Here is a 25,425-nt window from a genome sequence, read left to right on the forward strand (position 1 = left end):
GCCCCGCCGAGCGACTCAGGCCACGATCAGCGGCCGCAGGGTGCGGTGGGCGACCTCCAGGCCGGTGTGGATCCGGTCCTCGGTGCCGCCCCAGACCGGGTCCTCGTGCTCGACCGAGAGCACGCCGTCGAAGCCGCCCTCGTAGAGGGTGTCGACGACCCGGCGCCAGTCCACGTCGCCGAGTCCGGGCACGCGGTAACGCCACCAGCCGACGTCGAACGGGTCCTCGCGCCGCACGGCCTTGCCCGGCCAGCCGTAGCGGTGGCGCCGCTCCGGGAAGAGCTGGATGTCCTTGGCCTGGGCGTGCGGGATCCTGTCGACGTAGGGACGCAGGGCCTCGACCGGGTCGATGCCCATCCACACCAGGTGGCTGGGGTCGTAGTTGAGGTAGAGCCCGAGCGAGAACATCCACTCCCACAGCTCCGGGGAGTAAGCGAGGTTGCCCGGGTAGCCGTCCGGGTGCCAGCCCTCCATCACGCAGTTCTCGACGATCAGCTTGACGCCGTGTTCGCCGGCCCGCTCCACCAGCGGTGGGAAGATCTCCTCGGCGTCGCGCAGGTTCTCCGCCACCGTCCGGCCGGGATGGCGCCCGACGAACGTCCCGACGGTCGGGCAGCCGAGCAGCGCGGCGGCGTCGATGCAGGCCGCGAGGTGGGCGTGCACGGCGGCGCGTTCGGCCGGGTCGGGGTGCAGGTTGTTGTCGTAGAACGCCAGCGAGCTCAGCGTCAGACCGTGCTCGTCGAACAGCGCGCGCGTGGTGTCGGCCTCGCGCTCGCCGAACGCGGCGACGTCGAGGTGGCTGGCGGTGAACGGCCGGTCGCCGATCGCCGGCCAGGCCGCCACCTCGAGGGCCTCGTAGCCCGCTCCCGCGGCCCATCGGGCGATCTCGTCCAGCGGCCGGTCGGGCAGACAGGCGGTGAGCATTCCGAGTTTCACGAGGGCACCTCCACCCAGGTCGAGGACTCCGACGAGCGGATCACCGCGTCGGTCAGTGCGGCAGCACGCAGGCCGTCGGCGAACGTGGGCAGCCCGTCCGGTGCATCGCCGTGGACCGCGGAGTAGGTGTCGGCCACGAACGCGTTGAAGCAGTCCTGGTAGCCCTGCGGGTGGCCGGGCGGGAGCAGTGAGTACCGTGCCGCGGCCGGCGAGTACGCGGGCGCGCCGCGGTGCAGCACCCGGTCGCCGTCGCGGTCACCGATCCACAGCTGTTCGGGCGACTCCTGGTCGAAGCGGTAGGCCGCCCGCTCGCCGTCGAGGGAGATGCGCAGCGCGTTGCGCCGGCCGAGCGCGGTCTGGCTGACCACGACCGAGCCGGTGGCGCCGCTGTCGGTCTCGAACTGGACGGTGCTGGCCGTGCCCCCGCCCGCGGTCGCGGCGAGCAGGCGGGTGATCCGGTGCCCGCTGGTGAACTCGACCAGGTCGCACCAGTGCACACCGACGTCGGCGAACGCACGGTGCGCGCCGCCCTCGGCGGCGTCGCCGCGCCATCCGGCCGGCGCTCCGGCCGCCTGCCAGTCCTGGAGGTAGGCACCGTGCAGCAGGTGCAGCGGCCCGGCCCCGCCCGCGTGGACCCGGGCCCGGATCTCCCGGGCCGCGGGGTGGAAGCGGTAGACGAAGGGCACCGTCGCGACCCGGCCTCGGGCCGCGGCGACCAGCGCCCGCGCGTCGTCCAGCGTCGTCGCGAGCGGCTTCTCGCAGACCACCGTCTTGCCCGCGGCCAGCGCCCGGCGGGCCAGGGCGACGTGGGTGGAGTTCGGGGAGCACACGTGCACCACGTCGACGTCGTCGGCGTCGATCAGGGCGTCGCCGCTCACGGCCGCGGTGCGGGCACCGAGGCGGACGGCGGCCTCCTCCGACCGGTCGGGGCGCGAGGCCGCGACGCGGGTCACCTCGCCCCCGGCCGCCCGGACGGCGTGTGCGTGCACGCCGCCGATGAACCCGGCGCCGATGATCCCGGCGCGGAGCCTGTCCGCCATCGGTTGCTCCTGTCTCAACTCGTCGTCACGGTCAGCCCGGCCCGGTCCAGCGCGCCGTCGAGCCAGGCGCGGCTGATCCGTGCCGCCTCGGCCGGGTCGCCGTCGTAGGAGTCCAGCTCGACGACCAGCCAGTCGTCGTAGTCGACCTCGGCGACGGCGGCGAGCACACCGTCCAGGTCGAGCACGCCGCGGCCGAGCGGCAGGAACGTCGCACCGTCGGCCCCGAGGTCCTTGAGGTGCACGTGCCGGATCCGGTCCGCGTGGCGACGGATCAGCGCGGCCGGGTCGCCACCACCGGCGGCCAGGTGGGCGGTGTCCGGGCAGAAGCCGATCGTGGACCGGGAGAACACGGCCTCGATCTGTTCCGGGGACTGGCCGATCGTGCCCAGGTGCGGGTGGTAGCAGGCGGACAGGCCGTGTTCCGCCGCGATCCCGGCGACCGTGTCGAGGGCCCGGGCGAGCCGGTCGTGGTCGCCGTCGGCGATCCCCTGCGCTCGCGGCGCACCGCCACCGACCACCAGCTGTGCCGCGCCGAACCGGGCGGCGTCCTCAGCGGCCCGGCGCACCCGGTGCAGTTCGTCGGGCAGGATCTCGGGGTAGACGAAGTTCCCGCCCGTGTAGACCCCGACCAGCGACAGCCCGGTCTCGTCGAGCAGCCGGTGCAGTGAGCCGGGGTGGTCGTCGCGGACCTCGGCGAACTCGCGCACGTTCCCGTCGAACATCTCGACGCCCCGGTAGCCGGCGGCGGAGATCTCGCGCAGCGCCCGGTCCATGTCTCCGGGGACCCGGTAGACGAGGTCCTTGACGCTGGTCACCCCGGCCGCGGCGCCAGTGACGCCGCCCCAGGTGATCGAGTGATAGCCGAGACGCACGACCCACCTCCTTCGGTGCGGCCACGGCGCCGCACTTGCGATCGATGCGATGACAGTAAAGTTTGATCTACACAGAAGTCAATGGACTATCCTCGGAAGCCTGGCCGAGGCGAAACGAGGAGGTCGCCGAGTGGGACCGTCCGTGCAAGGGGTCGCGCCGGACCAGCTGGACACGCTGGTCACCGTGCTCGACCTGGTTCGTTCCGGCGGCGCGCGCACACGTCCGGAGCTGGCCCGTCGCTCCGGGCTGGGGCGCACGGTCGTCTCGCAGCGGCTCGGGCAGCTGGAGGCAGCGGGTCTGGTGACCGAAGGCGACCTCGGCACGTCCACCGGCGGCCGAGCGCCGCGCGAGCTGCGCTTCCGTGCCGATGCGGGGGTGCTGCTGGTGGCCTCGCTCGGGGTGACCGGATTCGACGCCGGTGTGGCCGACCTGAGCGGACGTCTGGTCGACCACCGGAGTCGCGCCTGGGACATCGCCACCGGGCCGGAGGCCAGCCTGAGCCGGGTGGAGAGCCTGTTCGACGAGCTGCTCGCCGACCGGGGCGCTCCCGCCGTCTGGGGCGTCGGTCTGGGGGTGCCGGGCCCCGTCGAGTTCGCCTCCGGCCGTCCGGTGGCGCCACCGATCATGCCGGGCTGGGACGGCTACCCGGTCCGCGACCGGCTGGCCACCCGCTACGACGCGCCCGCGTTCGTGGACAACGAGGTCAACCTGATGGCGCTGGGCGAGTACCGGGCGGGCCGGGGGGTCGGATCCCCGGACCTGGTCCTGGTCAAGATCGGTACCGGGATCGGGGCGGGACTGATCTCCGGCGGACGGCTGCACCGCGGTGCGCAGGGCTCGGCGGGCGACATCGGACACGTCGGGTTGACCGGATCGGTCCCCGGCGCGGAGCAGGTGGTGTGCCGTTGCGGCAACGTCGGCTGCCTGGAGGCGTTCGCGGGCGGCGCCGCACTGGCCCGGGATGCGACGGCGGCCGCCCTGGACAACCGGGGGGAGCACCTGACCGAGCGGCTGGCGAAGGCGGGCGAGATCACGTCCGACGACGTCGTGCGCGCCGCCGAGTTCGGCGATCGGGTCGCGGTCGAGCTGTTGTCGCGTGCCGGTCGCCTGGTCGGCGACACCGTGGCGGCCATCGTCAACTTCTTCAACCCGTCGACGATCCTGCTCGGCGGCCGGGTCGGGACCTCCGGCGATCTGCTGTTGGCCGGGGTTCGCCAGTCGGTCTACCGCCGGTCTCTGCCGCTGGCCACCCGCGACCTGCAGATCGCGCGGGCGTCGCTGGGCGAACGAGCGGGCCCGACCGGAGCGGGCTGCATGGTCGTCGACGAGCTGTTCGGCCGGGACCTGCTGGCCCGGTGGATCCCGCACGGCAGCCCCGCCGGGATGCCTGGGCTGCATCCGAGCTCGCGCGCAGACGCCTGACGGGACAGCGGTCCACGGCCCAGCCGGCGCCGAACCGTCGGGGCCCGCGGCTCGCGCCCTGGCCCACCGCGCAGTCTGATGGCGAACCGGGCGTCGTGCATCGGTGGGCGTGCCCCACCGATCCGGTTGCCGCGGCGGAGGGACGACGGGCGGTGTGTCTCAGGAGCGGTGCGTCTCAGGCACGGTCGGTCCTCCCCAGCAGAGCGTCGGAGATGATCCGCAGCTGGATCTCCGACGTCCCCTCGAAGATCGTGGTGAGCCGCGCGTCCCGCCAGTAGCGTTCGGCCGGGAAGTCGGTGGTGTAGCCGGCGCCGCCGTGGATCTGCAGGCCCTCGCTGGTCACCCGCTCGGCCATCTCGGAGGCCACGAGCTTGACCATCGAGGCCTGCGTCGGGCTGGGCCGGCCGGCGTCGACCGCGGTGCACACCTGGTACATCAGGGCCCGCGCGGCCTCGACCTGCGCCGCCATGTCGGCGATCGTGAACCGCAGCGCCTGGTTGACGCCGATCGGGCGGCCGAACTGGACCCGCTCACCGGCGTAGGCGATCGAGTCCTCCAGCGCCCCGCGGGCCAGCCCGATCGCGCGGGCCGCGGTGTGGATGCGGGCGGTGTCGAGGTCACCCATGGCGATGCGGAAGCCCTTGCCCGGTTCGCCGACGATCTCGCTCGCCCAGGCGCCGTCGAAGGCGAGCTCCCAGGTCCTCCAGCCGTGGTACCCGATCTTGCGGACCGGGGTGCCGGTGACGCCCTCGGGCAGGGTGCCTCGTTGCTTGGGCATGAGGAAGCAGGTCACCCCGCGCGAGCGGTGCGCCGGGTCGACGGGCTCGGTCCGCGCGAAGACCTGCAGATAGTCCGAGCCGTCGGCGAAGGTGCACCACATCTTCTGACCGGTGATCCGCCAGCCCTCGCCGTCCGGGACGGCGCGGCAGCTCAGGTTGGCGACGTCGGAGCCCGCCTCGGCCTCGGACAACGCGAACGCGCTGAGGAACTCGCCGCGCGCCATGGCGGGCAGGTAGCGGGCGCGCTGGTCGGCGTCGAAGCCGGCGGTGAACTGCTGCCCGCGGGCGATCAGGCTGGCCACGCTCATCCAGGCGCGGGCCAGCTCCTCGACGATGATCGCGTACTCGGACAGGCCCAGGCCGAGCCCGCCGTACTCCTCCGGGATGAGGATGCCGAAGAAGCCCAGCCCGGCCATCTTCTCCCGCAGGGCCATCGGGATCTCGCCGTGCTCGGGGTCGAGCTCGTTGGCGACGGGCAGGACCTCCTTCATCGCGAACTCGCGGGCCATCGCCTGGATCGCCAGGCGGTCCTCGGTGAGGAACGGTTCGGTCATCTCTCCGTCTCCGTGGGTCGATCGCGCCGGTGGATCCCGAGCCCGGCCCGGCCGGGGGCGAGGTGGTCGCGCAGGACGAGGTCGTCGTCGTAGTCCCCGCCGTTCTGCCTGCGGAACGGGAGCGGGGTCGTGTGCGGGACGGCGAGCACCCGCTCGCACAGCTCCCTCGCGGCCGTGGCGAACTCGTCGTCGGACACCCGGTTCGCGCCCGTGACGACGACGGGCGGCAGGACCTCGTAGCCCACGTAGAACAGGGTGCCGTGCTGCAGGGGGAAGAGCAGCTCCTCGAGGTGCCCGTGGACGCCGCGGGGTCCGAGGTCCGGTCCGCGCCCGCCGACGGTGGTCAGGACGAGGGCCCGCTTGCCGGCGAGCGGGCCCTCGCCGTAGCGCAGCGTGCGGCCGGGGTGGTCGGGATCGACGACGCCGTAGGCGAAGCCCTTGAGGAACACGCGGTCGAACCAGCCCTTGAGGATCGCGGGCATGCCGTACCACCACAGCGGGAACTGGACGACGAGCGTGTCGGCGGCCGCGACCTTGTCCTGCTCGGCGCGCACGTCCGCGCTCAGCGTCCCGGCGGTGCGGGCCTGGGCCGACACCGGCCCGACCCGGAACCGCTCGTCCGGGTCGTGGCCGTAGTCCGCCGCCGTGACCACCGGGTTCCAGGCCATGGCGTGCAGGTCGGAGACGACGACCTCGTGCCCGGCCCGCTCGAGCGCGGCGACGCCCGCGTCCTTCAACGCACCGTTCAGCGAGCGGGGCTCGGGGTGGGCGAGGACCCAGAGGACCTTCACGCCACGAGCTCGACGATCGCGGCCAGGCCCTGGCCGCCGCCCATGCACATCGTCTCCAGGCCGTAGCGGCTCCCGCGGCGACGCATCTCGTACGCCAGGGTGGTGAGGATCCGGCAGCCGGTGGCGCCTGCGGGGTGACCGAGGGAGATCCCCGAGCCGTTCACGTTGAGCCGCGGCTCGTCCGAGGGGAGTCCCCATTCCCGCAGGCAGGCGATGACCTGGGCCGCGAACGCCTCGTTGACCTCGATCAGGTCGATGTCCGCCCACTCCAGCTCGGCGCGCTGGAGCGCCGTGGCGACCGCGGGCACCGGCCCGATCCCCATCGTCCGCGGCGGCACCCCGGCCAGCGCGGAGGTCACGATGCGGAGGAACGGGGTGAGGCCCAGCTCGGCCGCCCGCGCGGCGGTGGTCACCACACAGACCGACGCCCCGTCGCTCTGCCCGCAGGCGTTGCCCGCGGTCACCGTGGCGTCCGGGTCCTCGTGGCGGCGGACCGGCCGCAGCCGCGCCAGGTCGTCCAGGGTGAGACCGGCGCGCGGGTGCTCGTCGAGGGTCACCACGGTCTCCGGCGTGCGGCGGGTGCCGGGCACCGTGACCGGCACGATCTCCTCGGCGAACCGGCCCTCCTTCGTCGCCGCGACGGCCTTCTGCTGCGACCGGAGCGCGAACTCGTCCTGCTCGGTGCGGCTGATCGCGTACTCGGCGCGCAGGTTCTCGGCGGTCTCGAGCATGCCGCCGGGGACCGGGAAGTGCACCCCGCCCGCGGTGGTGCGGCCCCGGGTGATCCGGTTGACCATCCGCAGCTCGTCGCCGCGGATCCCTTCCTGCAGGCCCAGCGCGTAGTACTCGGCCTGGCTCATCGCCTCGACACCGCCGGCGACGACCAGGTCCGCCCAGCCCTGCCCGACGGTGAGCGCCGCCTGGAGGACGGCCTGCAGCCCGGAGCCGCAGCGGCGGTCGAGCTGCATGCCGGCCACGCCGACGCCGAGGCCCGCGTTCAGGGCGGCGACCCGGCCGATGGCGGGCGCCTCGCTCGTCGGGTAGCAGTAGCCGAGCACGACGTCGTCGACGTCGCCCTCCTCCAGCCCGGTCCGGGCGATCAGCCCCCGCAGGGCCTGGGTGGCCAGGTCCGCGGCGGTCAGGGTGGCGAACACCCCGCCGTCGACGCCGACCGGCGTGCGCACCGGGTCGCAGACGACCACATCGGACGGGCTCACGTCGGGACCTCCGTGCTGCTGTACAGCCGCGCCGCGAGCTCGCGCAGCGCGGCAGCCTTGATCTTGGAACCGTTGGTGCCGACGGTGGTCGGCATCTGCTCGACGAGGTGCACGGAGTCGGGCACCTTGAACGTCGCGAGGGCCTGGGCACACCAGGCCCGCAGCGCGGCCGGGTCCGGGGTGGTGCCGGGCACGGCCTCGACGAACGCGACGGCCCTGGTGTCCCCGTCCACGGTGACGCCGACGACCTTGCTCCGGGCCACGTCCGGGTGCTCGGCCAGGCGGATCTCGATCTCGGCGGGCTCCACGAGGAAGCCGCGCAGCCGGAACGAGTCGCCCATCCGGCCCGCGTAGTCGAACGCGCCGTCCGGGTGGACCGTGCCCAGGTCGCCGGAGCGGAACCAGCCGTCGGCGGTGAACGAGCGCGCGCGGATCGCACCGTCGGTGTCGCCGAGGTAGCCGTCGACCACGGCGTAGCCGCGGAACTGCAGCTCACCGGGCTCGCCCGCGGGCGGCGGCCCGCCCGTGGCCGGGTCGACGGCGCGCACCTCGATGTCCGGGGACACGGGTCGACCGCCCGCCCGCCAGCGCGCGGGCGCCGGGTCGTGCTCGAGCCAGAACGACAGCAGCGAGAACAGCTCGCTGGAGCCGAAGATCCCCATGGTCGGGGTGCCGGTCTCCTTCTCGGCCCATTCCGCGACCTGGATCGACTTGCCGTAGAAGTCCCCGATGAGCAGGCGGCGGCACGCGGACAGGTCGCCGCCGTGGGCGCGGTGGCTCTCCATCAGCCGCCCGGCCACGTCGTCCGCGCAGGCCAGGTGCGTCACCCCGAACTCGCCCATGTGGGCCACGACCAGGTCGTCGTCGAACGTGGGCTCCAGCAGCGCCGCCCCGCCAGCGGCGATCGCGGCGAGCGCCGGGACGTAGCCGAAGACCCCGGACAGCGGCAGCACGACCAGGCTGACCGACTCCGCGTCCCAGCCGCCCGCGGCGGCGACGTTCCGGGCGTGGCTGGCCACGCCGCTGCCGAGGTGGGCAGCGAGCTTCGGCATACCCGTCGAGCCGGAGGTCGTGAACGCCACGGCCAGGGCGTCCCGGGTGCCGCGCAGCGCCTGCGGGTCGGCCGCACCCGGCGGCGGGCTCGGCACCCAGGCCCCCGCGCCGACGTCGTAGGTCGCGGCGGCGGCCTGGTCCGCGGGCGGGCGGCCGGGTCCGGTCACGACGGCGATGCCGGGGGCGGGCACGTCCGCCTCGGCGACCGCCTCGCGCAGCCTCGCCCGCAGGTCCAGGCCGAGGAAGTCGTGGGCGATCAGCACCACCCGCGGCCGGGCCCGGTCCAGGACGTGCGCGACGTCCGCCACGCCGTAACGGGTGTTGATGCCGATGACGTGGGCGCCGAGCGCGGCCGCGGCGAACTGCGCCACCAGCGACTCGGACCAGTTCGGCAGCCATACGCCCACGCAGTCGCCCTCGCCGACGCCGTGGGCCCGCAGGTCCTCGCGCAACGTGAGGACGCGTGCGACCAGCTCCGCCCGGGTGACGCGGCGCGGCGCGGGCCCGCCGTCGATGACCACGGTGCTCTCCGGGGCGGCCGCGGCGGTGTCGGCCAGCAGGTCGGCCAGGGTGGTCGTGTGGCCGGTCATGCGGCACCCCGGCTCTCGCGGGCGCCCAGCTCACCGAGCCAGCCGTGCAGGACGTCGGCGAAGCCCTCGACCTCCTCCATCGGGTAGTGCCCGATGCCCTCCAGCAGGGTGTAGCGGGAGTCCGGGATGAGCTCGGCGGCGCGCCGGACGTCCGCGGGGTCGAGCCACAGGTCGTCGTCCCCGACGACGAGGTGGGTCGGGCAGGCCACGCCGTCGAGCTCCGCCAGCACGTCGTGGGTGGCCCAGCCGATGAGGTCGCTGGTGGAGATCTCGGGGTCCTCGCGGCGGTGCATGCGCGCGATCAGCTCCGCCCGCTCGGCCGCCACCCGCCGCCCGACGACGGCGAGCGTCCCGAAGTAGGTCCGGTCCGACCGGCTGGGCGCGGCCGAGTCGACCAGCTCACGTTCCAGCCCGCGCACGCTCAGCATCGTCGAGTCGGTGCCGCCGTGCGCCGCCAGCGCGACGGCGCCGGCCAGGCGCTCGCCGCGGCGCACCGCGAGCTGCAGGGTGATGGCGCCCCCGATGGAACAACCCACCACGAAGGGCCGGTCCATCCCGAGCCGGTCCATGAGCTCCTCGCACCACTGGGCGTAGACACCCAGGTCCCGCACCGGGCCGCCGGGGGCGGGCTCCGAGCGACCGTGCCCCGGCAGGTCCGGGACCACCACCCGGTAGCCCAGCTCGGCGAGCCGCGGCTGGACCTCCCGCCACTGCACACCGTTCTGACCCGCCGTGTGCAGGCACAGCACCGGCCGCCCCGCGCCCTCCTCCAGCACGAAGGCGCGGGTCCCGCCCACCTCGACGTAGTCGGCCCTCATCGTGTCCCCTCCGTGCGGGCGAACGCCCGCGCCTCGTCGACCAGCGCGACGACCGCCGCGGTCAGCCGCAGGTACTCGTAGGCACTGCCCTCGACCTCGAACTCGTCGCGCAGGGTCCGCTCGGTGAAGTCGTTCCGCGGACCGGTCAGCAGCCCGGCCCACACGACGTCGGGCGCGGAGACGACGAACGTCGGCCCGTCCGGTGTCCGGGTCCCGGCCTCGAGCACCCGTCCCTTGTAGACACGGAACACCACCAGGTCGCCGCCGAGGCGCAGGCCGAGGGTGCCGTCCCAGGTGCCGGTGGCCCGGGTGAACGCGGCCGACTCGCCGAGCGCGGGGGCCAGTGCCCGCGCCCACTCCACGGACGGGAAGGACCGGCCGAGCCGGGCGCGGCGGTCGTCGACCGCCTCGCGCGCCGTGACCAGCGCAGCCGACCGGCCCACCTGCACGATCTCGTCGTGCTGGTTGCGGACCACCACGTGCCTGCCGACGACACCGTTGCGCAGTGCCGACGTGCGACGGGTGCGGGTCACCGTCATCTCGTAGGTGACCGAGTCGCCGACGTGGATCGGCGCCACGAACTCCCAGTGCGTGTCGAACGCCGCCTCGACGTGCCCCGACAGGCCGCGCTCGTGGTGCCAGCCGAAGAAGCCGGCCAGGCCCAGCGGACCGTGGACCAGCGGGCGGCCGTCGGCGGACCGGCCGTGCTCGGTGTGCAGCGCGGCCCGGTCCCCGCTGACCTCGGCGAAGGCCGCGACCACCGCCGCGGAGAAGCTCCGTGCCGGGCCGGTGTAGACCTGCCCGACCTCGAAGTCCTCGAAGTGGGGCGCGGCCGCCCCTGCCCCGGGCCCACCGGCGTACACCGGCGACCCGGTGGTGGCACTGGTGCTCATCGACCGTCCTCTCCGACGGGCCGTCGCGATCGTCGTACCCGACGAGCTCGCGACGACACGAACGAACGTTCTTACGCCTGCCATGCAATCAGCAGCTTCCCGGCCCGTCAAGAGCAGGAGCGCCGTAGCGGGTGCGCTACCGTGAGCGACATGAACGACCGTTCCCCGACCCTGGTCGCCGAGACGGGGCGGCGGAACGAGGCCGCGATCCTCAACGCCGCGATCCACGCCTTCGGCACCCAGGGCTTCAACGGCGCCTCGATGCGCGACGTGGCCCGCGGCGCCGAGACCAGCCTGTCCAACCTCTACAACTACTTCCCGTCGAAGTCGAAGCTGCTCGCCGCGGCGCTGCAACACGCCAACGCCGAGTTGCGCAGCCGCGTCCTGTCGGCCGTGGAGCTGGCCGGCGACGACGCCCCGTCCCGCATGCGCGAGGCGGTCCGCGCGCACGTCGGGTTCGTCGTCGAACACCAGACGGCGACCCTGGTGGCGACCAACGAGCTCCGCTACCTCGACCCCGAGGACCGCGCCGCACTGGTGGAGGACCGGGACGCCACCCAGGACGCCTTCGAGCGCATCGTCGCCCAGGGCGTCGCCGACGGAGCCTTCCGCACGCCCTACGCCACCGACGCGGCACGCACGATCCTCGGTGCCGTCGCGGCGATCGCGAGCTGGTACCGCCCGGACGGCGCACTGGGCCGCGGCCAGCTCGCCGAGCAGTACGCGCGCTACGCCCTCGCCCTGCTCGAGGCCCCCCTCACGCACTGACGCCCGCCGCGGGGGGCGACCCGGCGAGATGCCTCTTGTCCGCTGTGACCCGAGTCGCTAGCGTCTTAAGAACGATCGTTCGTACTCGTGTCGGAGCCCCTCGTTCTCCGGCACCCTCACCGCCGCACCGTTGCGGCCTGGAGGTGGACCCGGATGGACCAGCACGCTCCCCCGAAGAAGATGGGCCGGCTCGCTGCCGCGGCGGTCTTCGCCACCGCGCTCGAATGGTTCGACTTCCTCATCTACGCCACGGCCGCCGCCCTCGTGTTCGGGCACCTGTTCTTCCCCTCGGTCAGCCCGGTGGCCGGCACCCTGGCCTCCTTCGCGACGTTCGCCGTCGGCTTCGTCGCGCGACCGCTCGGCGGCATCATCGCCGGGCACGTCGGCGACCGCTTCGGCCGCAAGCCCCCGCTGGTCGCCGCCATGCTGCTGATGGGCGTGGCGACGTTCGCGATCGGCGTCCTGCCCGGGTACGCGACCATCGGGATCTGGGCACCGATCCTGCTGGTGGTCGCCCGCCTGGTCCAGGGCCTGGGCGTCGGCGCCCAGTGGGGCGGCGCCGCGCTGCTGCTCACCGAGCACGCCCCGGTCGAACGGCGCGGGTTCTACGGGTCGCTCGTGCAGACCGGCGCCATCGCAGGAGCGGTCGCGGGCAACCTCTTCTTCCTCCTGCTGACCACCATCCTGTCCGAGGAGCAGTTCATCGCCTGGGGTTGGCGCGTCCCGTTCCTCTCCGGCCTCGCCCTGGTCCTGATCGGCGCCTACGTGCAGCTCAAGATCGAGGACACCCCGGTGTTCCACGACCTGCAGCAACGGTCGGCGGAGTCCCGGCGCGACGCCGGACTGCGCAAGGCACCGCTCGTCCAGGCCGTGCGGCACTACTGGCGCGAGATCCTCCAGGCCGCGGGCGCGTTCTTCGTCGTCAACGCCACCTTCTACATCCTGATCAGCGGGATGCTGAGCTACGCCACCACACAGGTCGGCATGTCCCGGTCGGCGATCCTGTGGTGCGTCATGGGCGCGGGCCTGACACAGGTCGTGTCGATGCCGTTCTTCGGCGGTCTGACCGACCGGATGGGCTCGCGGAAGAAGCTCTACCTCACCGGCACGGTGCTGATGGCGGTCTGGGCCTTCCCGATGTTCCTGCTGATCGACACCGGCTCGCTGCCGCTGGTGTTCCTCGCCCTGCTGGTCGGGTTCACCATCCACGCGACGATGTACGGCCCCCAGGCCACCCTGTACGCCGAGATGTTCCCGGCGGACGTCCGCTACTCGGGTGCCTCGCTGGGCTACCAGTTCGCCTCGGTGTTCGCCGGCGGTCTCGCCCCGTTCATCATGACCGCGTTGCTGGCGGGCACGGGTGCCTCCTGGTCGGTCGCGCTCTACATCATCGCCACGGCCGTGGTCACCTTCGTCGCGGTGGTGACGCTGAAGGAGCGCTACCGCCGCGACCTCTACGAGACCTCCGACGCCGAGGCGGCCGGAACCGTCGCCGCCTCTGGCTGAGCGCTCCGCCCGGCTTCCGGGCCCACCGCGCACGACCCGGCGCCGAGGCTCGTCGGGCTCGCCCGGTCTCGCTACGACCCGCAGTGCCTGCTCAGGTCCGGCACGACGTGGCCCTCCGTCAGTTCAGGCGTTCCCGCCGCGCCACGGTGGTGACACCGGCAGGATCAGGGCGTTGCTCCCGGACCGCGAGCATGACCAGCGCACCCAGTGCCGGCCCGGCGGCGAGGGTCAGGAACGCGACGGTGAAAGAGCCGGTGGCGGCGAAGGCTCCGCCGACCGCCAGCGGGACGATGACGCTGCCGAGCTGCCAGAACGCGTTGGCGAACCCGGACGCGGTACCGGTGACGGCACTGGGCACCAGCCGCGGCACCAGCGCCACGAGCAGCGTCGTCCAGCCGTAGGCGGCGGCGCCCAGCAGCGGTGCGAGCCAGAGGAAGGCCGTCGCGGAGGTGAGGTTGCCGAAGACGAGCAGCGTGACGACGAACAGGACCAGGATGAGGACGGCGGGCATGCGGCGGGCGCCACCGTAGAACCGGTCGCTGACGAAGCCGACGATCGGCTTCACGACGACCGCGGTGATCGCGAAGATCGCCACGACTGCTCCGGCGGTGCCGGGCGTGATGCCGTGCCCCTTGATCATGAGTGCATTGGCCCAGGTGATGAACCCGTAGAGCCCCCAGAACCCGCCGAAGCCTGCGATCGCGGTCAGTACCAGGTTGCGGTTGGCAAGCATCGCGATCCAGCTCGAGTCCGACCGCTGCCCCTTCGCGAGGGGCACCTCCGCCGCGGCCGGGTCGAGCATCGGGCCCGGTCGCAGGATGAAGAAGAGCAGTACGGCGAGCACCATCGAGACGACGCCGAAGAAGTGGTACGAGGTGCCCCAGCCGTGCCAGGCGATCATCGCCGGGACGACGGAATTGGCGATCGCGGTGCCCAGTGATGTGGCGGTGACGAAGATGCCCATCGGCAGCCCGAGCTGGGTCGAGGGGAACCAACTGGCCACAAGCCGGATTCCGGCCGAGTAGTCGGCCCCGGCGAAGAGACCGACCAGGGCCTGGACCGCGATACCGACCGTGGCCGAGGTGGTGGAGCCGAACAGCGTCATGAACGCGCCGGCGCCGAACAGCGAGATGGACAGCATCCAGCGCCCGCCGAGTCGGTCGGTCCCGACCCCGCCGAGCGCGTTCGAGATGACGTAGCCGACGTAGTAGGCCGTGGCGAAGACACCGAGGCTGGCAAGCGGAACGGCCAGATCCTCACCGACGAAGACCGACGCCGGACCCCAGGTCGAGCGATCGACCGACGTCAGGGTGAACGAGAGCCAGCAGGCGAACAGGACCACCCAGCGGTAGGGCGACAGTGTCGCCGTGCCCGCCGGGCTGACAGGGACAGTGCTCATCGTTGAGCCTCCGTGGTGGGAGTGGGGGCGGAACACGGCGCCGCGTTCAGCTGTGCGGTCACGGTGCGGCCGTGATCAGAGGTCGAGCACGAGTCGTGGCGACGAGCAGCTGCCGACACAGATCATCATCGAGGTGCCGCGGGCGCGTTCCCGTGGGGACAGGATCGTGTCCCGGTGGACTGGGGTTCCGTCGAGGACCTGTGTCTCGCAGGTCCCACAGAATCCCTCCTCGCAGGAGGCCATGACGTCGGGGCGGACCGTGCGCACGGCATCGAGGATCGATCGGCCCGCTGCAACCGGGACTGTCTCGCCGGTGGAGGCCAGCACGACCTCGAAGGCGCCGGCCGGGTCTGCGACCGGGTCCGTCGCACGGTCGGGGCCCGGGTCGGCGACGAAGCGTTCGATGCGGACCGGCAGCTCGGGACGGGAGGCTTCCGCGACGTCGGCGAGAGCTCGCAGCATGCCGGGTGGCCCGCAGCTGTAGACGGCAGCGCCGGCGGGAGCGGCGGCGAGGATCTCCGCAAGTGGTAGCGGACCGTCGACGTCGTCACTGTGCAGGGAGACCGCTCCTGCCGACACGCCCGCGAGCCGCTGCACCTCCTCGGTGAACGCGAGCGTGTCCGCCCGCCGGCCGCCGTAGTGCAGCGTCCAGGGCGTTCCGTCGTCGACGGCGGTGCGGATCATCGCGAGCAGCGGGGTGATCCCGATGCCACCCGCGACGAACACGTAGGAGGTGGCCGGTCCGAGAACGAATCGGTTACGGGGTCCGCGGATCTGCAGACGTCTCCCGACCAGGCCGGTGGTGTGGATCTCCGCGGAACCGCCGCGCCCGTCCGCCTCGTGGAGTACGGCCACGGTGTAGTCCGGGTCGGCGGTGTCGCCGCACAGCGAGTACTGGCGGACCAGCCCCGACGGCAGCGTCAGATCGACGTGGGAACCCGCCGTCCAGGCCGGGAGGGGGATGGCGCCGCGCAGTCGCAGCGACAGCACACCGTTCGCTTCGTGGCGAGCCTGCGTCACGAGGACGTCGAACGTATCGTCGCTGTTCACGACTGTGTCCCTGCAGGTTCGCCGTCACGGGCACCGCCGCGCAGGACCTGAAGGAAGGGTACGGTGAACCGGGTGTCGCCGAGAACGACGACGCTGTCGGCGGCCTCGCGGATCGTGGTCGCCGACCGTTCCGCCTCCGGCTCGTCCCATCGGGCACCGGGTCTCACGATGACCGCCCCGAGGAGGACCCCGTTCGCCCTGGTGGCGTCGCCGATCCGGGTGACCGAGTCGCGGTCGACCCGGGCGAGGTCGTGGGTGAGGAACACGACCACGTCGGTGGCGTGCACGGTGTGCTCGAGCGGGTTGCCCACCGGTGGTCCGCCCGTGTCGGAGCCGGCCCCGTCCGTGCACGCCGTGGCCGGTTGCGAGCCGGCCACGGTGATGCCGGCGAGCTCGAGGTCGTCGCGACCGTCGACCCAGAGCCGGGCGGTGTGATCGAGCGGAACCAGCAGAACGGCCGCTTCGTAGGACCGTCGGGTGGGGATCGGCGCCATCGGCACGACCCTCCTTTCCGGGGACAGGTCAGATGGAGACGAAGTCCTGACCGGGCTTCACGACGAGGGCGTCCTGCGCACCTTCCTGGAAGGGGACCGACTTCGGCAGCAGCACCGAGGCGGACCGGACCCTGTGGTGCTCGGCGTCGTCGCCGGGCAGGTCCGCGGTGTTTCCGGCGGCGTCCTCGGCGGCTGCGAGAAGGCGCCGGCGAGCCAGGATGATCGCGGCGTCGCTGGTGCCCAGACGCTCCTTAGTGCGGTCCACGATCGGGCCCATGCTCTCCTGCAGGGAGAAGTCCTGGGCCGCGATGCCCTCGACGCCGGAGAAGCTGCGCTTCGCGCGCTGGGCCTCACGGTCGATGAGGTAGTCGTTGGACCTGTTCGCGACCGTGCGGAAGGTACCCGGGATGTTGCGGGAGTGGATCCCGTCGCCGCGGCGCATCGACTCCAGCTCGTCGTCACGCAGGTCGCGGGTGGGGTGGTAGTTGATGCTCCACGCCCAGCAGGTCTCGTCGTCGATCGGTACCCAGGCGTGGGCGCCCAGCGGGTTGTGAGTCCCGAACGGAGGGATGATCGTGTACCACGGCATGATCCACTGGGTGATGCGCCAGTAGTAGCGCTCGTCGTCGACGTTACGGCGGGCTCCGATCAGCAGACCGCCGTTGGACTCGATGACCTCGAACTTCGGTCGGGTGTCGGCCTTGAGGTAGGTCAGGCCCTCGGTGCCGGCGTGCATGGGGTCGTCGTCCATGTTGAAGCGGTGCGCGAACGACACGTGGCTGGAGTCGATGCCTCCCTCCATGGCCTGCATGTAGTTGGTCTCCTGCAGGCGCTTGGACACGAACACCTGGGAGCCGGGCAACATCGCCCATTCCAGTTCGGGGAGGTCGGGTCGGTGCTCGGCCGGGCCCATGTAGGTCCACACGACCCCGCCGCGCTCGATGCACGGATAAGCCTTCTGCTTGATCTTCTCCCGGAACCTGCTCTCGGGCGGCTCCGAAGGCATGTCCACACAGTTTCCGTCGACGTCGTACTTCCAGCCGTGGTAGGCGCACCGCAGGCCGCATTCCTCGTTGCGACCGAAGAACAGTGATGCCGTCCGGTGGCTGCAGAACTCGTCGAGCAGGCCGAGCCTGCCCTCGCTGTCCCGGAATGCGATCAGGCGTTCCCCGAGCAGCTGCACCCGCACCGGGGGGCAGTCCGGCTCCGGGAGCTCCTCGGTCAGCAACGCCGGGATCCAGTAGCGACGTAGCAGGTCACCCATCTCGGTGCCCCGGTCGGTCCGGATAAGTCGTTCGTTCTGCTCGCGCGTCAGCACGGTGGTGGTTCCTTCCAGCCGGGTGTCAGGACGTCGTGTGGTGGTGGGGACGGACAAGGACGTGCGGGGATCGCGGCCCGTCGCCGAGGGCGAGCCGGGCCAGCATGTCCCCGACACCGTCGAGAGGGACCGTGGCGACGGGGACCCGATCCAGCCGGGAGTCGCCGCCGGCCAGGGCTGCGATCGCGGCTCCGACCGCCTCCGGCGAGCGCCCGCGGACCCCGTGCACCGAGACGCCGCGACGGATCATGAGGGCGGTGTCGACCGGGACCGCTGCGGGCGACTTGGGTGAGGTCAGGACGAGACGGCCGCCGTGGCCGAGCAGCCCCATCGCGGGATCGACGACACCGGGAGCGCCCCCGGTGGTGTCCACCACCAGATCAGGGCGTTCGCTCTCGAGCCGGGCCGGGTCGTCGGTGACGACCGGGACCGCGCCGAGAGTCTCGACGATGCCCAGCCGTTCGGCGTCACAGGGCAGTCCGGTGACGATCACGCGCTCCGCTCCCCCGGCCAGCGCGGCCGCCGCGACCGCCACACCGTGGTATCCGGGGCCGAGGACGACCACGGTCTCGCCGGAGCGCAGCCGGCCCGCACCGAGCGTCCAGTCGAGGGCGTTGGCATAGGGCAGCACCCAGGTCGCCAGCTCGTCGCCGAGTGCGTCCGGCAGGTGGTGCAGGACGGCGTTGGCGGGGAGGTGGAGGTACTCGGCGTTGCCGCCGAACAGACCAGGGGCCTCGGCGACCGGCACGGTCCCGATCCGGCGGCCACCACCCCAGATGTCGGTCTCGGGACAGAGCCGGTACGGCCCGGTACGACACGTCGGGCAGGCACCGCACGGCAGGTACTCCTCGACCACCACACGGGACCCCGACCCGACCTCCCAGCGCCCGGCGGCCCTCTCCCCGACCGCGGCGATCGCCCCGACCACGTGGTGACCGAGAACCGTCGGCTCGGCGACTCCCCTGGCCTGCAGCGCGACGTCGGTGCCGCAGACCCCCGACGCGGCGACCCGCAGCCAGCCGGAGTCCGGGCCGGGTGTGGGCACGGGCAGCTCCTGCACTTCGCAGCCGCCGCCGGGCACGGCGACGCTCGCGCGAGCCGTGGCGGGCAGGAACCGTGTCACCTCGCTGAGACCCATGTTTGCCCTTACTATCGCTGTGTGATATTTTGTTATCATCTGACGATACAGACACTAGGGCGCCACCCGACGGGCGTCAACGGAGGGAACGACGATGGCTGCGGCACGAGGCGCAGACAGCGGCCGGAGGGCTCTGGAGGTGCTGTTCGCCTTCACCGAGCAACGACCGGTGCTATCCGTGCGCGAACTCGCCGAGACCCTGGCGATCCCGGTCCCGTCCGTGCATCGCTACGTCTCACTGCTGCGGGACATGGGGTTGCTGGAAGAGGCGTCGCGGGGGCGTTACCACCTGTCGATGCGGGTGGCCGCCCTCGGGCGGTCTGCGCGCCGGGCCGCCCCGATCGTGGACACCGTGGAGCCGCTGATGCGAGGGCTCTCCGAGCGGATCGGGGAGTCGGTGCTGTTGATGCGGCTGGTCCAGGGCGCCCCGGTCTGCATCCACAGGATCGAGACGCCGAGCCGGTTCAGACTGTCCTTCGAGCCGGGCCAGCTGCTGCCGGCCCTCCGCGGCGCGAGCGTCCGCCTGCTCCTCGGATCCCTCGCTCCGGAGGACCGTCGGCGTTATCTGGACCAGGCGCTGGAGTCCGGCGCGCTGCCCCCGGTGAACGGACCGGAGGTCTTCCTCGACGACGTCGAACGCGACGTGGCACGCGGGTGGTCGGTCAGCAACGAGGAGATCGACGAGGGGGTCTGGGCACCTGCTGCAGCGGTGTACGAGGACGGGCACGTCGTCGCCGCGATCTCTGCGCCGTGCCCGGCGTTCCGGGTCGACGAGGTCCGCCGCACCGAGATCATCCAGATGGTCCGTGACGCCGCCTCGGCGGCATCGGACGCGCTCGGGCGCTGAGTCCCCGCCGTCGCCGAGACCGTCCCGCAGCGCGCGGGGTTCCTGACCATCGGGCGCTCCACCCGGGGCCGAGGCGGCGCTGCGGGTGCGGACCGCCCCGCGGGCGACGGAGACCTGGCCCCGGCGGGGCGGGCCGAGCGGTTCAGCTGCTCTCCGCGCCCGACCCGACCGGCTCGGCACCGCAGGTGACCCGTGCCGCCGCCGGAACCACCAGCACCGGGACGTGGGTACGCCGCAGCACGGCCAGCGCCGTGCTCCCGAGCAGCTCCGTCCGCCAGGTGGACCGCCCCCGAGACCCCACCACGACGACCGACGCCGCCTCCCGACGGGCCGCCTCGGCCAGGGCGCGGGCGGTCGCCCGCGCCGGGCCGGGCACCGGGTGCGGGGCCGGCACCCGCCGCAGGGTCACCCCGCGGCCGTCGCCGTCGAGCGGCACCGCGCCCCGATCGTCGTCGCCGACGACGACGGCGACCCGGGGCCGTCCGGGGAGCAGCGCCTCGGCCTCGTGCAGCGCCTGCGCCGCCCCCGGCGACCCGTCCCACCCGACGACCACCGGCCCCGTCCGGGCCCGCTCGCGTTCGTCGACGAGCATCGGGAACGGCACGACGAGCACCGGAACGGGGCTGTGCTGGACGACGAGGTCGGTCGTGCTGTCCAGCACCGCGGAGACGCCGCTCAGGCCGCGGGCCCCGACGAGCACCAGGTCCGCACCGCTCTCCTGGGCCACGGCCGCGAAGCGCAGGCCGTCGCCGCCGTAGCTGCGTGCCACCCGCGCCGTGGCCGTCCACCCCTCCGCCCGGGCGACGACGCAGCCGAGCCGTGCCACCCGTTGGGCCTCGGCGGCACCCTCCTGCTCGACGAGCCCCATCAGCTCGTCGACGGTGCGGGCCCGGTCGACGAGCCGGCGTCGCAGGACGTCCCCGGCGAAGGGTGGCGTCCACAGGTGCAGCACGGTCGCGTCGGCGCCGGGCAGCAGGTCGGCGGCCACCCCCAGTGCGGCGATCGCGGCAGGCGACCCGTCGAACCCGACCAGCACGCGGGGGCCGGCCGCCGCCGGACCCGTCATCCCGCCACCCGCCGGGAGACCTCGGGACGGACGACGGCCACCGGGCAGGCGGCGTGGTGCACCAGGGACTGGGCGACCGAGCCCAGGACGAGACCGGCGAGACCTCCCCGTCCACGCGCACCGACGACGACCATCCCCGCCTCGGCCGAGGCCCCCTTCAGGGCCGCCGCGGGCGAGCCGTGGGTCACGTGCGTCGTGACCGGTACGTCCGGGTACTTCTCGCGCAGCGCCGCCACCGCCTGCTCCAGCTCCTCGGCCTGCGCGCGGCGCAGCTCCACCGTGTCGAGCAGCACCGCGACCGCCGGATCCATGGCCGGTTCCCCCCAGGCCCGTACGGCGACCAGTGCGGTCCGCCGCTGCGCGGCCGTCTCGACGGCGTAGGCGAGTGCCGCCTCGGAGCCGTCCGACCCGTCCACCCCGACGACGACGGGGCCGTCGGCGGCCTCGTTCCCCCGTACGACGACGAGCGGGCAGTGCGCCGACGCGGTCAGTGCGACACCCGTCGACCCCAGCAGCAGACCGCGGAAGCCACCTCGTCCGCGGTTGCCGACCACGACGGCCGCGGCGTGCCGTGACTCGTCGGCGAGCACCGCGGCCGGTCTCCCGTCCCGGACGACGGTCCCGACCCGCTCGGGGGGCAGGAGCGGGGCCACCGCCGCGGCCGCCGCCCGGAGGTGGTCCTCGGCCGCCGCGACGGTGGCCGCCCTCAGCTCGGCCCACACCTGGGGTCCGGCGTCGGCAAGCAGCGGCGGGTCCGTGGCCACCGCGACCAGGCGCAGGGGGCGTCCGGCCGCGGCCGCGTCCCGGGCCGCCCACCGCACCGCCTTCAGCGCGGACTCCGACCCGTCGACACCGACGACTTCGGGGGACTCGTTCGCATCGTTCATCGGGCTCCCTCCCTCGTCCCCCAGGCTGGCCCACTGCCCGCCGTCCGCGCCCCGGCCGAAGGGCCCCCGCGGCCGGGCCGGAGGGCGCGTCCGGCGACGGACGGTGGCGCCGGGCTGAGCCGTCGGGACGCCTGCGGTCCGGCCACCACCGACGTCGAGGTCCGCCGGCTCCGACGGATCTCCGCGACGACGGTGTGGACGCCGGCGTAGCTGCCCTCGGGGAGGTCGGTCAGCCAGAGACGGAGGCTGCCGCCGACCCTCAGGCGTCGGCCTGCGCGAGGACGCGCCGGCGCGGCACCGGGGAACCGCAGCCCGTCGAGCACCCGGTACAGCGTCCACCCCAGGTGCGCGTCGAGTGCGACGTCAGCACCGGACGTGTCGTCCGTGGTGGTGCCGATCCGTCCCGGAGAAATGTCGCCGGAGAATCGTCGCGACCGGCTTGCACGGAACACATACCTCACGCCGTGCTGCAATCTCGGAATCGGAGAGAGCCGTTCCCCCGGCGCTCAGGGGAACACCGGGGCCGGCCACTCTCCCTGAGCGTGGCCGGCCCCGGCCCTCGTCCACCCGCCTGCTCCCCAGCGGCGGGTGGACGGCATCCCCCCGATGCCTCCATGGTGCTCGGGGCCGGCGGGGAGGCGAAGGGCCGAAAGGCCCGGGCCCGGTGGCGTCGGCCCGGAACCCTCTACCGGGGACCCGGGCGGCAGGGAGCGCGTCGGTACCCGGCAGTGAGTCGGCCGCTCACCTCGTCGACGAGGATCTGCAGGTCAGGGTCGTTCGGAGCCCCGTCCGGTCACCCACATCAGACCCGTGACGACGACCGCGAGCCAGGCTCCGCCGAGCGTCCAGCTGGTCGCGACGTCGGTGACCCAGTGCACCCCCAGGTAGAGCCGGCTGAGGCTGATCGTGAGGATCGCGGCGGCGGCGACGGCGCCGACCACGACCCGCCATCCGGGGGACCGCACCGCGCGCCCCAGGACCACGGCGACGATCCCGATGACCACGATCGCCCCGAGGGCGTGGCCGGAGGGCAGCGACAGGTCGGGCTCGACGACCAGCTGGGTCGCCACCGGTGGTCGGGTGCGGCCGTAGACGTCCTTGAAGGTCGGCACCAGCACCGCCACGCCGCCGGTCGCGACGGCGACGGCCACTGCGTCCCACCAGCGACGCATCACCAGCAGGACGGCGACGGCCGCCGCCGCGAGCAGCAGCGTCCCGTTCGTCCCCCCGTAGCGGCTGACCGCCTCCATCAGCGACGTCAGGTCCGGGGTGCGGTGGGCGACCATCCAGTCCAGCACCGGCCGGTCGGCCCCGGCGACGATGCGGTTCGGGGCGTCCTCCACCGCGTCGACGACGACGGCCTGCGCCATGTAGAACGCCACCGCCGCACCCGACCCCCACAGCACCGGGCCGGGGACACGGACGTCGCGACCGATCAGCGGGCCCGACGTCACCAGGCCCACCCGGTGGGCGAACAGGACGGCCGCGACGAGCAGCCATCCGAGTGTCAGGACGAGTCCCGCGGCCTGCTGTGCATCGGCGGTGTTCACCGCGCAACTGTCCCGCGCCGGTGCTGTGGCGGCGCTGAGAGCGCCGGCCCGGGACGTACGGGGACACCGGACGCGACCGTCCGGGCTCACGGCTGCGTCTGGTACTCCCGCGCGACGTCGACCAGCATCTGGTGCATCGCCAGCTCCGCCGGCGCCCGCAGCCGGTCCGGCCGGTGCGCCAGCAGCACCCGCCGCGACGGCGCCTCCCGTCCGAGGCCGAGCACCCGCACGTCGGGGCGGGGTGCACTGACCGCCGTCCGCGGGGCCAGCGCCACTCCGACGCCGACGCTGACCATCGCCTGCGCCTCCTGGTAGTCGTTCGCCTCGAAGGCGATGCGCGGTGAGAACCCGGCGGCCCGGCAGCTGCGTTCCAGCACCTCGGCCACCGGGTGGTCGTGCGCGCGGACGATCCAGTCCTCGTCGGCAAGCTCGGGCATGGTGACGCTGCGGCGGCGGGCGAGGCGGTGGTCGTCGGCGACGACGAGGACGGTCGGGTCGTCGAGCAGCGGGGTGAGCGAGAACTGCCCCGGGTCGACCCGGTCCCAGGCGTAGTCCCAGAGCAGCGAGATCCCGACCCGGCCGCTCTCCAGCATCGCGATGAGCTCGTCGTGGCGGGCGCTGCGGACGTCGAGCCGGATGTCGGGGTACTGGCGGCGGAAGCGGCTGACGACCCGCGGCATCAGCGCGCTCGCGATCGTCGGGAACGTACCGATCGCGAGCGTCCCGCGGCGCAGCCCGGCCAGCTCGGCGAGGTCCGCCTCGGCGGCCTCGAGGCGGCGCAGCACGTGCCGGGCGTGCCCGGCGAGCACCGCGCCGGCCTCGGTGGGGAGCACCCCGCGGGCCTGGCGCTGCAGCAGCGGCTGGCCGGCCTCCTTCTCCAGGCGGCGCAGCTGCTGCGACACCGCCGACGGTGAGTAGCCGAGCTGTTCGGCGGCCGCGGTCATGGAGCCGGAGTCGAGCACCGCGGCGAGCAGCGCGAGCCGTCGGACGTCGAGCACGGGGCCTCCGGGGGCCGGTCGGCCGCTCGAAGCGACCGATGACGAGGGGTCGGTGAATCGGCGTTGTACTGGGGGTCGTGCAGTTCTGCTTCACACAGCGGAGCTGGACGGTCTCGATCTGATGCCGGTCTGTCGCTCCGTTCCGGCCGTCACCAGCATGAAGCAGGACTTCACGAGGGTGCCACAACTCGTGATTGTGCTGCACGTCGGTCGGCGTCACCGTCGACGACGTCGCCGACCTCCGGCGGCCGCGCCGTAACTCCGGGAGCAGCCATGCGAGACATCTCCGCCACGTGGATGCGCGGTGGGACCAGCAAGTGCTGGGTCTTCGCCGCCGACGACCTCCGGGTCGACGGCCGCACCGCGGACGAGGTGCTGCTCCGGCTCTACGGCAGCCCGGACCCGCGCCAGATCGACGGCGTCGGCGGCGCGACGTCCACCACCAGCAAGGCCGTCATCCTCTCCCGCAGCACCCGCCCCGGCGCGGACGTCGACTACACCTTCGCCCAGGTCGGCATCGCCGACGGCCGGGTGGACCGGACCAGCAACTGCGGGAACTGCTCCGCGGTCGTCGGGCCGTGGGCGCTGCGCCGCGGGTGGGTCGTCCCCACCGGGGACGTCACCGAGGTCCGCGTCCACAACACCAACACCGGCCAGCTGATCGTGCTGGAGGTGCCGACCCCCGGCGGGCGCGTCGTCGAGGAGGGCCACGAGCACATCCCCGGGGTCCCGACCCCCGGCGTCGGCATCCGCATGTGGTTCGTCGACCCGGCCGGTCGCACGACCGGGTCGCTGCTGCCCAGCGGGAACCCGGCCGACGTCGTGCACGGCGTGCCGGTCACCCTCGTCGACGCCGGCGCCCCGGTCGTCGTCGTCCCGGCGGCGGCCGTCGGGATCACCGGGCACGAGTCGCCCGCCGAGATCGACGCGCTGCCGGGCCTGCTGGACCGGCTGGACGTGCTCCGCCGGGCCGCGGCCGTCCGCATGGGCCTGGCCGACACCCCGCGCGACGCCGCCCGCGCCGTCCCCAAGCTGGCGCTGGTCGCCGAGGGCGCGCCGGGCCGGTCCGACGTGGCCGTCCGCATGCTGTCGATGGGGCGCACCCACCCGGCACTCGCCGTGACCGGCAGCATCGCGCTCACCCTTGCGACCCGCACCGCCGGTACCGTCCTGCACGACCTCGTCGCGACGGAGCGGGAGGACCTGCTGATCGACACCCCGGCCGGCGTGATCGCCACCGTGTACGGCTGCCGTGACGGTCTGCCCGCGGTCGCGGTCCGCCGCACCGCGCGCCGGATCGCGGACGCGCTCCTGGCCCTGCCGGAGCCCGCGCCCGCCGCCACCGTCTCGACCGCCGCGGTGCACGCCGCCTGACACCGCCCCGGGACCGGCACCACCGGCCGGATCCCGCCCACACCCGGACCGCTCCGAGCCACGA

23 protein-coding genes are annotated in these 25,425 nt (G+C 73.4%); 5 read left to right on the top strand and 18 right to left on the bottom strand.

Annotated elements, in window-relative coordinates:
* Nucleotides 1-15 precede the first annotated feature (15 nt).
* From DMP15_RS20725 to DMP15_RS20735, 3 genes are read right to left on the bottom strand one after another with little or no spacing between them, the layout of a single operon-like run.
* Nucleotides 16-936, bottom strand: a complete 921-nt coding sequence (locus tag DMP15_RS20725; RefSeq protein ID WP_337826330.1) for a sugar phosphate isomerase/epimerase family protein — start codon at nucleotides 934-936, stop codon at nucleotides 16-18.
* Nucleotides 933-1,976 (bottom strand): Gfo/Idh/MocA family protein, encoded by a 1,044-nt coding sequence (locus tag DMP15_RS20730; protein WP_161152089.1) that lies wholly within the window; start codon nucleotides 1,974-1,976, stop codon nucleotides 933-935. The genes DMP15_RS20725 and DMP15_RS20730 overlap by 4 nt, the downstream gene beginning before the upstream one ends.
* A 14-nt stretch (nucleotides 1,977-1,990) precedes the next feature.
* A complete protein-coding gene (locus tag DMP15_RS20735) occupies nucleotides 1,991-2,848 on the bottom strand; it encodes a sugar phosphate isomerase/epimerase family protein (RefSeq protein ID WP_337826331.1) in 858 nt (285 codons plus the stop codon).
* Nucleotides 2,849-2,978: 130 nt separating this feature from the next.
* Here DMP15_RS20735 and DMP15_RS20740 point away from each other — a divergent pair, with 130 nt between their 5' ends.
* Nucleotides 2,979-4,271, top strand: coding sequence for an ROK family transcriptional regulator (locus DMP15_RS20740; protein ID WP_253067187.1), 1,293 nt, complete (start codon nucleotides 2,979-2,981; stop codon nucleotides 4,269-4,271).
* A 175-nt stretch (nucleotides 4,272-4,446) separates the two neighbouring features.
* Here DMP15_RS20740 and DMP15_RS20745 read toward each other — a convergent pair whose 3' ends face one another.
* Genes DMP15_RS20745 through DMP15_RS20770 form a run of 6 tightly spaced genes read right to left on the bottom strand, consistent with a single transcriptional unit; the run spans nucleotide 4,447 to nucleotide 10,966 of the window.
* Complete coding sequence (locus tag DMP15_RS20745) at nucleotides 4,447-5,604, bottom strand: acyl-CoA dehydrogenase family protein (protein ID WP_073574004.1); 1,158 nt, start codon at nucleotides 5,602-5,604, stop codon at nucleotides 4,447-4,449.
* On the bottom strand, nucleotides 5,601-6,395 hold the full coding sequence (locus DMP15_RS20750) for an NAD(P)H-dependent oxidoreductase (RefSeq protein ID WP_161152090.1): 795 nt from the start codon (nucleotides 6,393-6,395) through the stop codon (nucleotides 5,601-5,603). The genes DMP15_RS20745 and DMP15_RS20750 overlap by 4 nt, the downstream gene beginning before the upstream one ends.
* Nucleotides 6,392-7,612 carry an acetyl-CoA C-acetyltransferase gene (locus DMP15_RS20755; RefSeq protein ID WP_337826332.1) on the bottom strand — a complete coding sequence of 407 codons (1,221 nt, stop codon included), beginning with the start codon at nucleotides 7,610-7,612 and terminating at the stop codon, nucleotides 6,392-6,394. The genes DMP15_RS20750 and DMP15_RS20755 overlap by 4 nt, the downstream gene beginning before the upstream one ends.
* Nucleotides 7,609-9,255 (bottom strand): AMP-binding protein, encoded by a 1,647-nt coding sequence (locus DMP15_RS20760; RefSeq protein ID WP_337826333.1) that lies wholly within the window; start codon nucleotides 9,253-9,255, stop codon nucleotides 7,609-7,611. Before DMP15_RS20760 ends, DMP15_RS20755 begins: the two co-directional genes overlap by 4 nt.
* The gene (locus DMP15_RS20765; RefSeq protein ID WP_073574008.1) at nucleotides 9,252-10,073 is read right to left on the bottom strand and encodes an alpha/beta fold hydrolase; all 822 of its coding nucleotides are present in this window, start codon (nucleotides 10,071-10,073) and stop codon (nucleotides 9,252-9,254) included. Before DMP15_RS20765 ends, DMP15_RS20760 begins: the two co-directional genes overlap by 4 nt.
* A complete protein-coding gene (locus tag DMP15_RS20770) occupies nucleotides 10,070-10,966 on the bottom strand; it encodes a hypothetical protein (protein ID WP_337826334.1) in 897 nt (298 codons plus the stop codon). The genes DMP15_RS20765 and DMP15_RS20770 overlap by 4 nt, the downstream gene beginning before the upstream one ends.
* A 150-nt stretch (nucleotides 10,967-11,116) precedes the next feature.
* Between DMP15_RS20770 and DMP15_RS20775 the strand changes: the two genes are divergently transcribed.
* A complete protein-coding gene (locus DMP15_RS20775; protein WP_100880164.1) occupies nucleotides 11,117-11,734 on the top strand; it encodes a TetR/AcrR family transcriptional regulator in 618 nt (205 codons plus the stop codon).
* Between the two features lie 153 nt (nucleotides 11,735-11,887).
* The gene (locus DMP15_RS20780) at nucleotides 11,888-13,240 is read left to right on the top strand and encodes an MFS transporter (protein ID WP_337826335.1); all 1,353 of its coding nucleotides are present in this window, start codon (nucleotides 11,888-11,890) and stop codon (nucleotides 13,238-13,240) included.
* 118 nt (nucleotides 13,241-13,358) lie between these two features.
* Here DMP15_RS20780 and DMP15_RS20785 read toward each other — a convergent pair whose 3' ends face one another.
* The 5 genes from DMP15_RS20785 to DMP15_RS20805 all read right to left on the bottom strand — a co-directional run bounded on the left by DMP15_RS20785 (nucleotide 13,359) and on the right by DMP15_RS20805 (nucleotide 18,546).
* Nucleotides 13,359-14,639 (bottom strand): MFS transporter, encoded by a 1,281-nt coding sequence (locus tag DMP15_RS20785; protein ID WP_174565840.1) that lies wholly within the window; start codon nucleotides 14,637-14,639, stop codon nucleotides 13,359-13,361.
* Nucleotides 14,640-14,714: 75 nt separating this feature from the next.
* Entirely contained in the window at nucleotides 14,715-15,689 is a 975-nt protein-coding gene (locus DMP15_RS20790; protein ID WP_337826336.1) for a PDR/VanB family oxidoreductase, read from the bottom strand.
* Nucleotides 15,686-16,183, bottom strand: a complete 498-nt coding sequence (locus tag DMP15_RS20795; RefSeq protein WP_139282683.1) for a hypothetical protein — start codon at nucleotides 16,181-16,183, stop codon at nucleotides 15,686-15,688. The genes DMP15_RS20790 and DMP15_RS20795 overlap by 4 nt, the downstream gene beginning before the upstream one ends.
* A 28-nt stretch (nucleotides 16,184-16,211) precedes the next feature.
* The gene (locus DMP15_RS20800) at nucleotides 16,212-17,501 is read right to left on the bottom strand and encodes a Rieske 2Fe-2S domain-containing protein (protein ID WP_073574015.1); all 1,290 of its coding nucleotides are present in this window, start codon (nucleotides 17,499-17,501) and stop codon (nucleotides 16,212-16,214) included.
* Nucleotides 17,502-17,526: 25 nt separating this feature from the next.
* A complete protein-coding gene (locus tag DMP15_RS20805) occupies nucleotides 17,527-18,546 on the bottom strand; it encodes an alcohol dehydrogenase catalytic domain-containing protein (protein WP_161151469.1) in 1,020 nt (339 codons plus the stop codon).
* Between the two features lie 187 nt (nucleotides 18,547-18,733).
* Here DMP15_RS20805 and DMP15_RS20810 point away from each other — a divergent pair, with 187 nt between their 5' ends.
* The gene (locus DMP15_RS20810; protein WP_073574016.1) at nucleotides 18,734-19,486 is read left to right on the top strand and encodes an IclR family transcriptional regulator; all 753 of its coding nucleotides are present in this window, start codon (nucleotides 18,734-18,736) and stop codon (nucleotides 19,484-19,486) included.
* A gap of 142 nt (nucleotides 19,487-19,628) precedes the next feature.
* Here DMP15_RS20810 and DMP15_RS20815 read toward each other — a convergent pair whose 3' ends face one another.
* The 4 genes from DMP15_RS20815 to DMP15_RS20830 all read right to left on the bottom strand — a co-directional run bounded on the left by DMP15_RS20815 (nucleotide 19,629) and on the right by DMP15_RS20830 (nucleotide 23,987).
* Nucleotides 19,629-20,552: a universal stress protein gene (locus tag DMP15_RS20815; RefSeq protein WP_073574017.1), complete on the bottom strand. Its 924-nt coding sequence runs from the start codon at nucleotides 20,550-20,552 to the stop codon at nucleotides 19,629-19,631.
* Nucleotides 20,549-21,439 (bottom strand): universal stress protein, encoded by an 891-nt coding sequence (locus DMP15_RS20820; RefSeq protein WP_073574018.1) that lies wholly within the window; start codon nucleotides 21,437-21,439, stop codon nucleotides 20,549-20,551. The genes DMP15_RS20815 and DMP15_RS20820 overlap by 4 nt, the downstream gene beginning before the upstream one ends.
* Nucleotides 21,440-22,206: 767 nt before the next feature.
* Entirely contained in the window at nucleotides 22,207-22,989 is a 783-nt protein-coding gene (locus tag DMP15_RS20825; RefSeq protein WP_083658036.1) for a phosphatase PAP2 family protein, read from the bottom strand.
* Between the two features lie 86 nt (nucleotides 22,990-23,075).
* Nucleotides 23,076-23,987: a LysR family transcriptional regulator gene (locus DMP15_RS20830; RefSeq protein ID WP_100880161.1), complete on the bottom strand. Its 912-nt coding sequence runs from the start codon at nucleotides 23,985-23,987 to the stop codon at nucleotides 23,076-23,078.
* Between the two features lie 273 nt (nucleotides 23,988-24,260).
* Here DMP15_RS20830 and DMP15_RS20835 point away from each other — a divergent pair, with 273 nt between their 5' ends.
* Nucleotides 24,261-25,361: a PrpF domain-containing protein gene (locus DMP15_RS20835; protein WP_100880160.1), complete on the top strand. Its 1,101-nt coding sequence runs from the start codon at nucleotides 24,261-24,263 to the stop codon at nucleotides 25,359-25,361.
* The last annotated feature ends 64 nt before the right edge of the window (nucleotides 25,362-25,425 follow it).

It is taken from the genome of Pseudonocardia sp. UM4_GMWB1, from assembly GCF_017312155.1.
Lineage (GTDB): Bacteria > Actinomycetota > Actinomycetes > Mycobacteriales > Pseudonocardiaceae > Pseudonocardia > Pseudonocardia alni.

Bases quoted from the DNA above. Each gene is read 5' to 3' on its own strand.
- DMP15_RS20730 (WP_161152089.1), bottom strand. From the start codon at position 1,976: ATGGCGGACAGGCTCCGCGCCGGGATCATCGGCGCCGGGTTCATCGGC.
- DMP15_RS20745 (WP_073574004.1), bottom strand. From the start codon at position 5,604: ATGACCGAACCGTTCCTCACCGAGGACCGCCTGGCGATCCAGGCGATG.
- DMP15_RS20760 (WP_337826333.1), bottom strand. From the start codon at position 9,255: ATGACCGGCCACACGACCACCCTGGCCGACCTGCTGGCCGACACCGCC.
- DMP15_RS20765 (WP_073574008.1), bottom strand. From the start codon at position 10,073: ATGAGGGCCGACTACGTCGAGGTGGGCGGGACCCGCGCCTTCGTGCTG.
- DMP15_RS20770 (WP_337826334.1), bottom strand. From the start codon at position 10,966: ATGAGCACCAGTGCCACCACCGGGTCGCCGGTGTACGCCGGTGGGCCC.
- DMP15_RS20775 (WP_100880164.1), top strand. From the start codon at position 11,117: ATGAACGACCGTTCCCCGACCCTGGTCGCCGAGACGGGGCGGCGGAAC.
- DMP15_RS20780 (WP_337826335.1), top strand. From the start codon at position 11,888: ATGGACCAGCACGCTCCCCCGAAGAAGATGGGCCGGCTCGCTGCCGCG.
- DMP15_RS20785 (WP_174565840.1), bottom strand. From the start codon at position 14,639: ATGAGCACTGTCCCTGTCAGCCCGGCGGGCACGGCGACACTGTCGCCC.
- DMP15_RS20795 (WP_139282683.1), bottom strand. From the start codon at position 16,183: ATGGCGCCGATCCCCACCCGACGGTCCTACGAAGCGGCCGTTCTGCTG.
- DMP15_RS20810 (WP_073574016.1), top strand. From the start codon at position 18,734: ATGGCTGCGGCACGAGGCGCAGACAGCGGCCGGAGGGCTCTGGAGGTG.
- DMP15_RS20815 (WP_073574017.1), bottom strand. From the start codon at position 20,552: ATGACGGGTCCGGCGGCGGCCGGCCCCCGCGTGCTGGTCGGGTTCGAC.
- DMP15_RS20820 (WP_073574018.1), bottom strand. From the start codon at position 21,439: ATGAACGATGCGAACGAGTCCCCCGAAGTCGTCGGTGTCGACGGGTCG.
- DMP15_RS20835 (WP_100880160.1), top strand. From the start codon at position 24,261: ATGCGAGACATCTCCGCCACGTGGATGCGCGGTGGGACCAGCAAGTGC.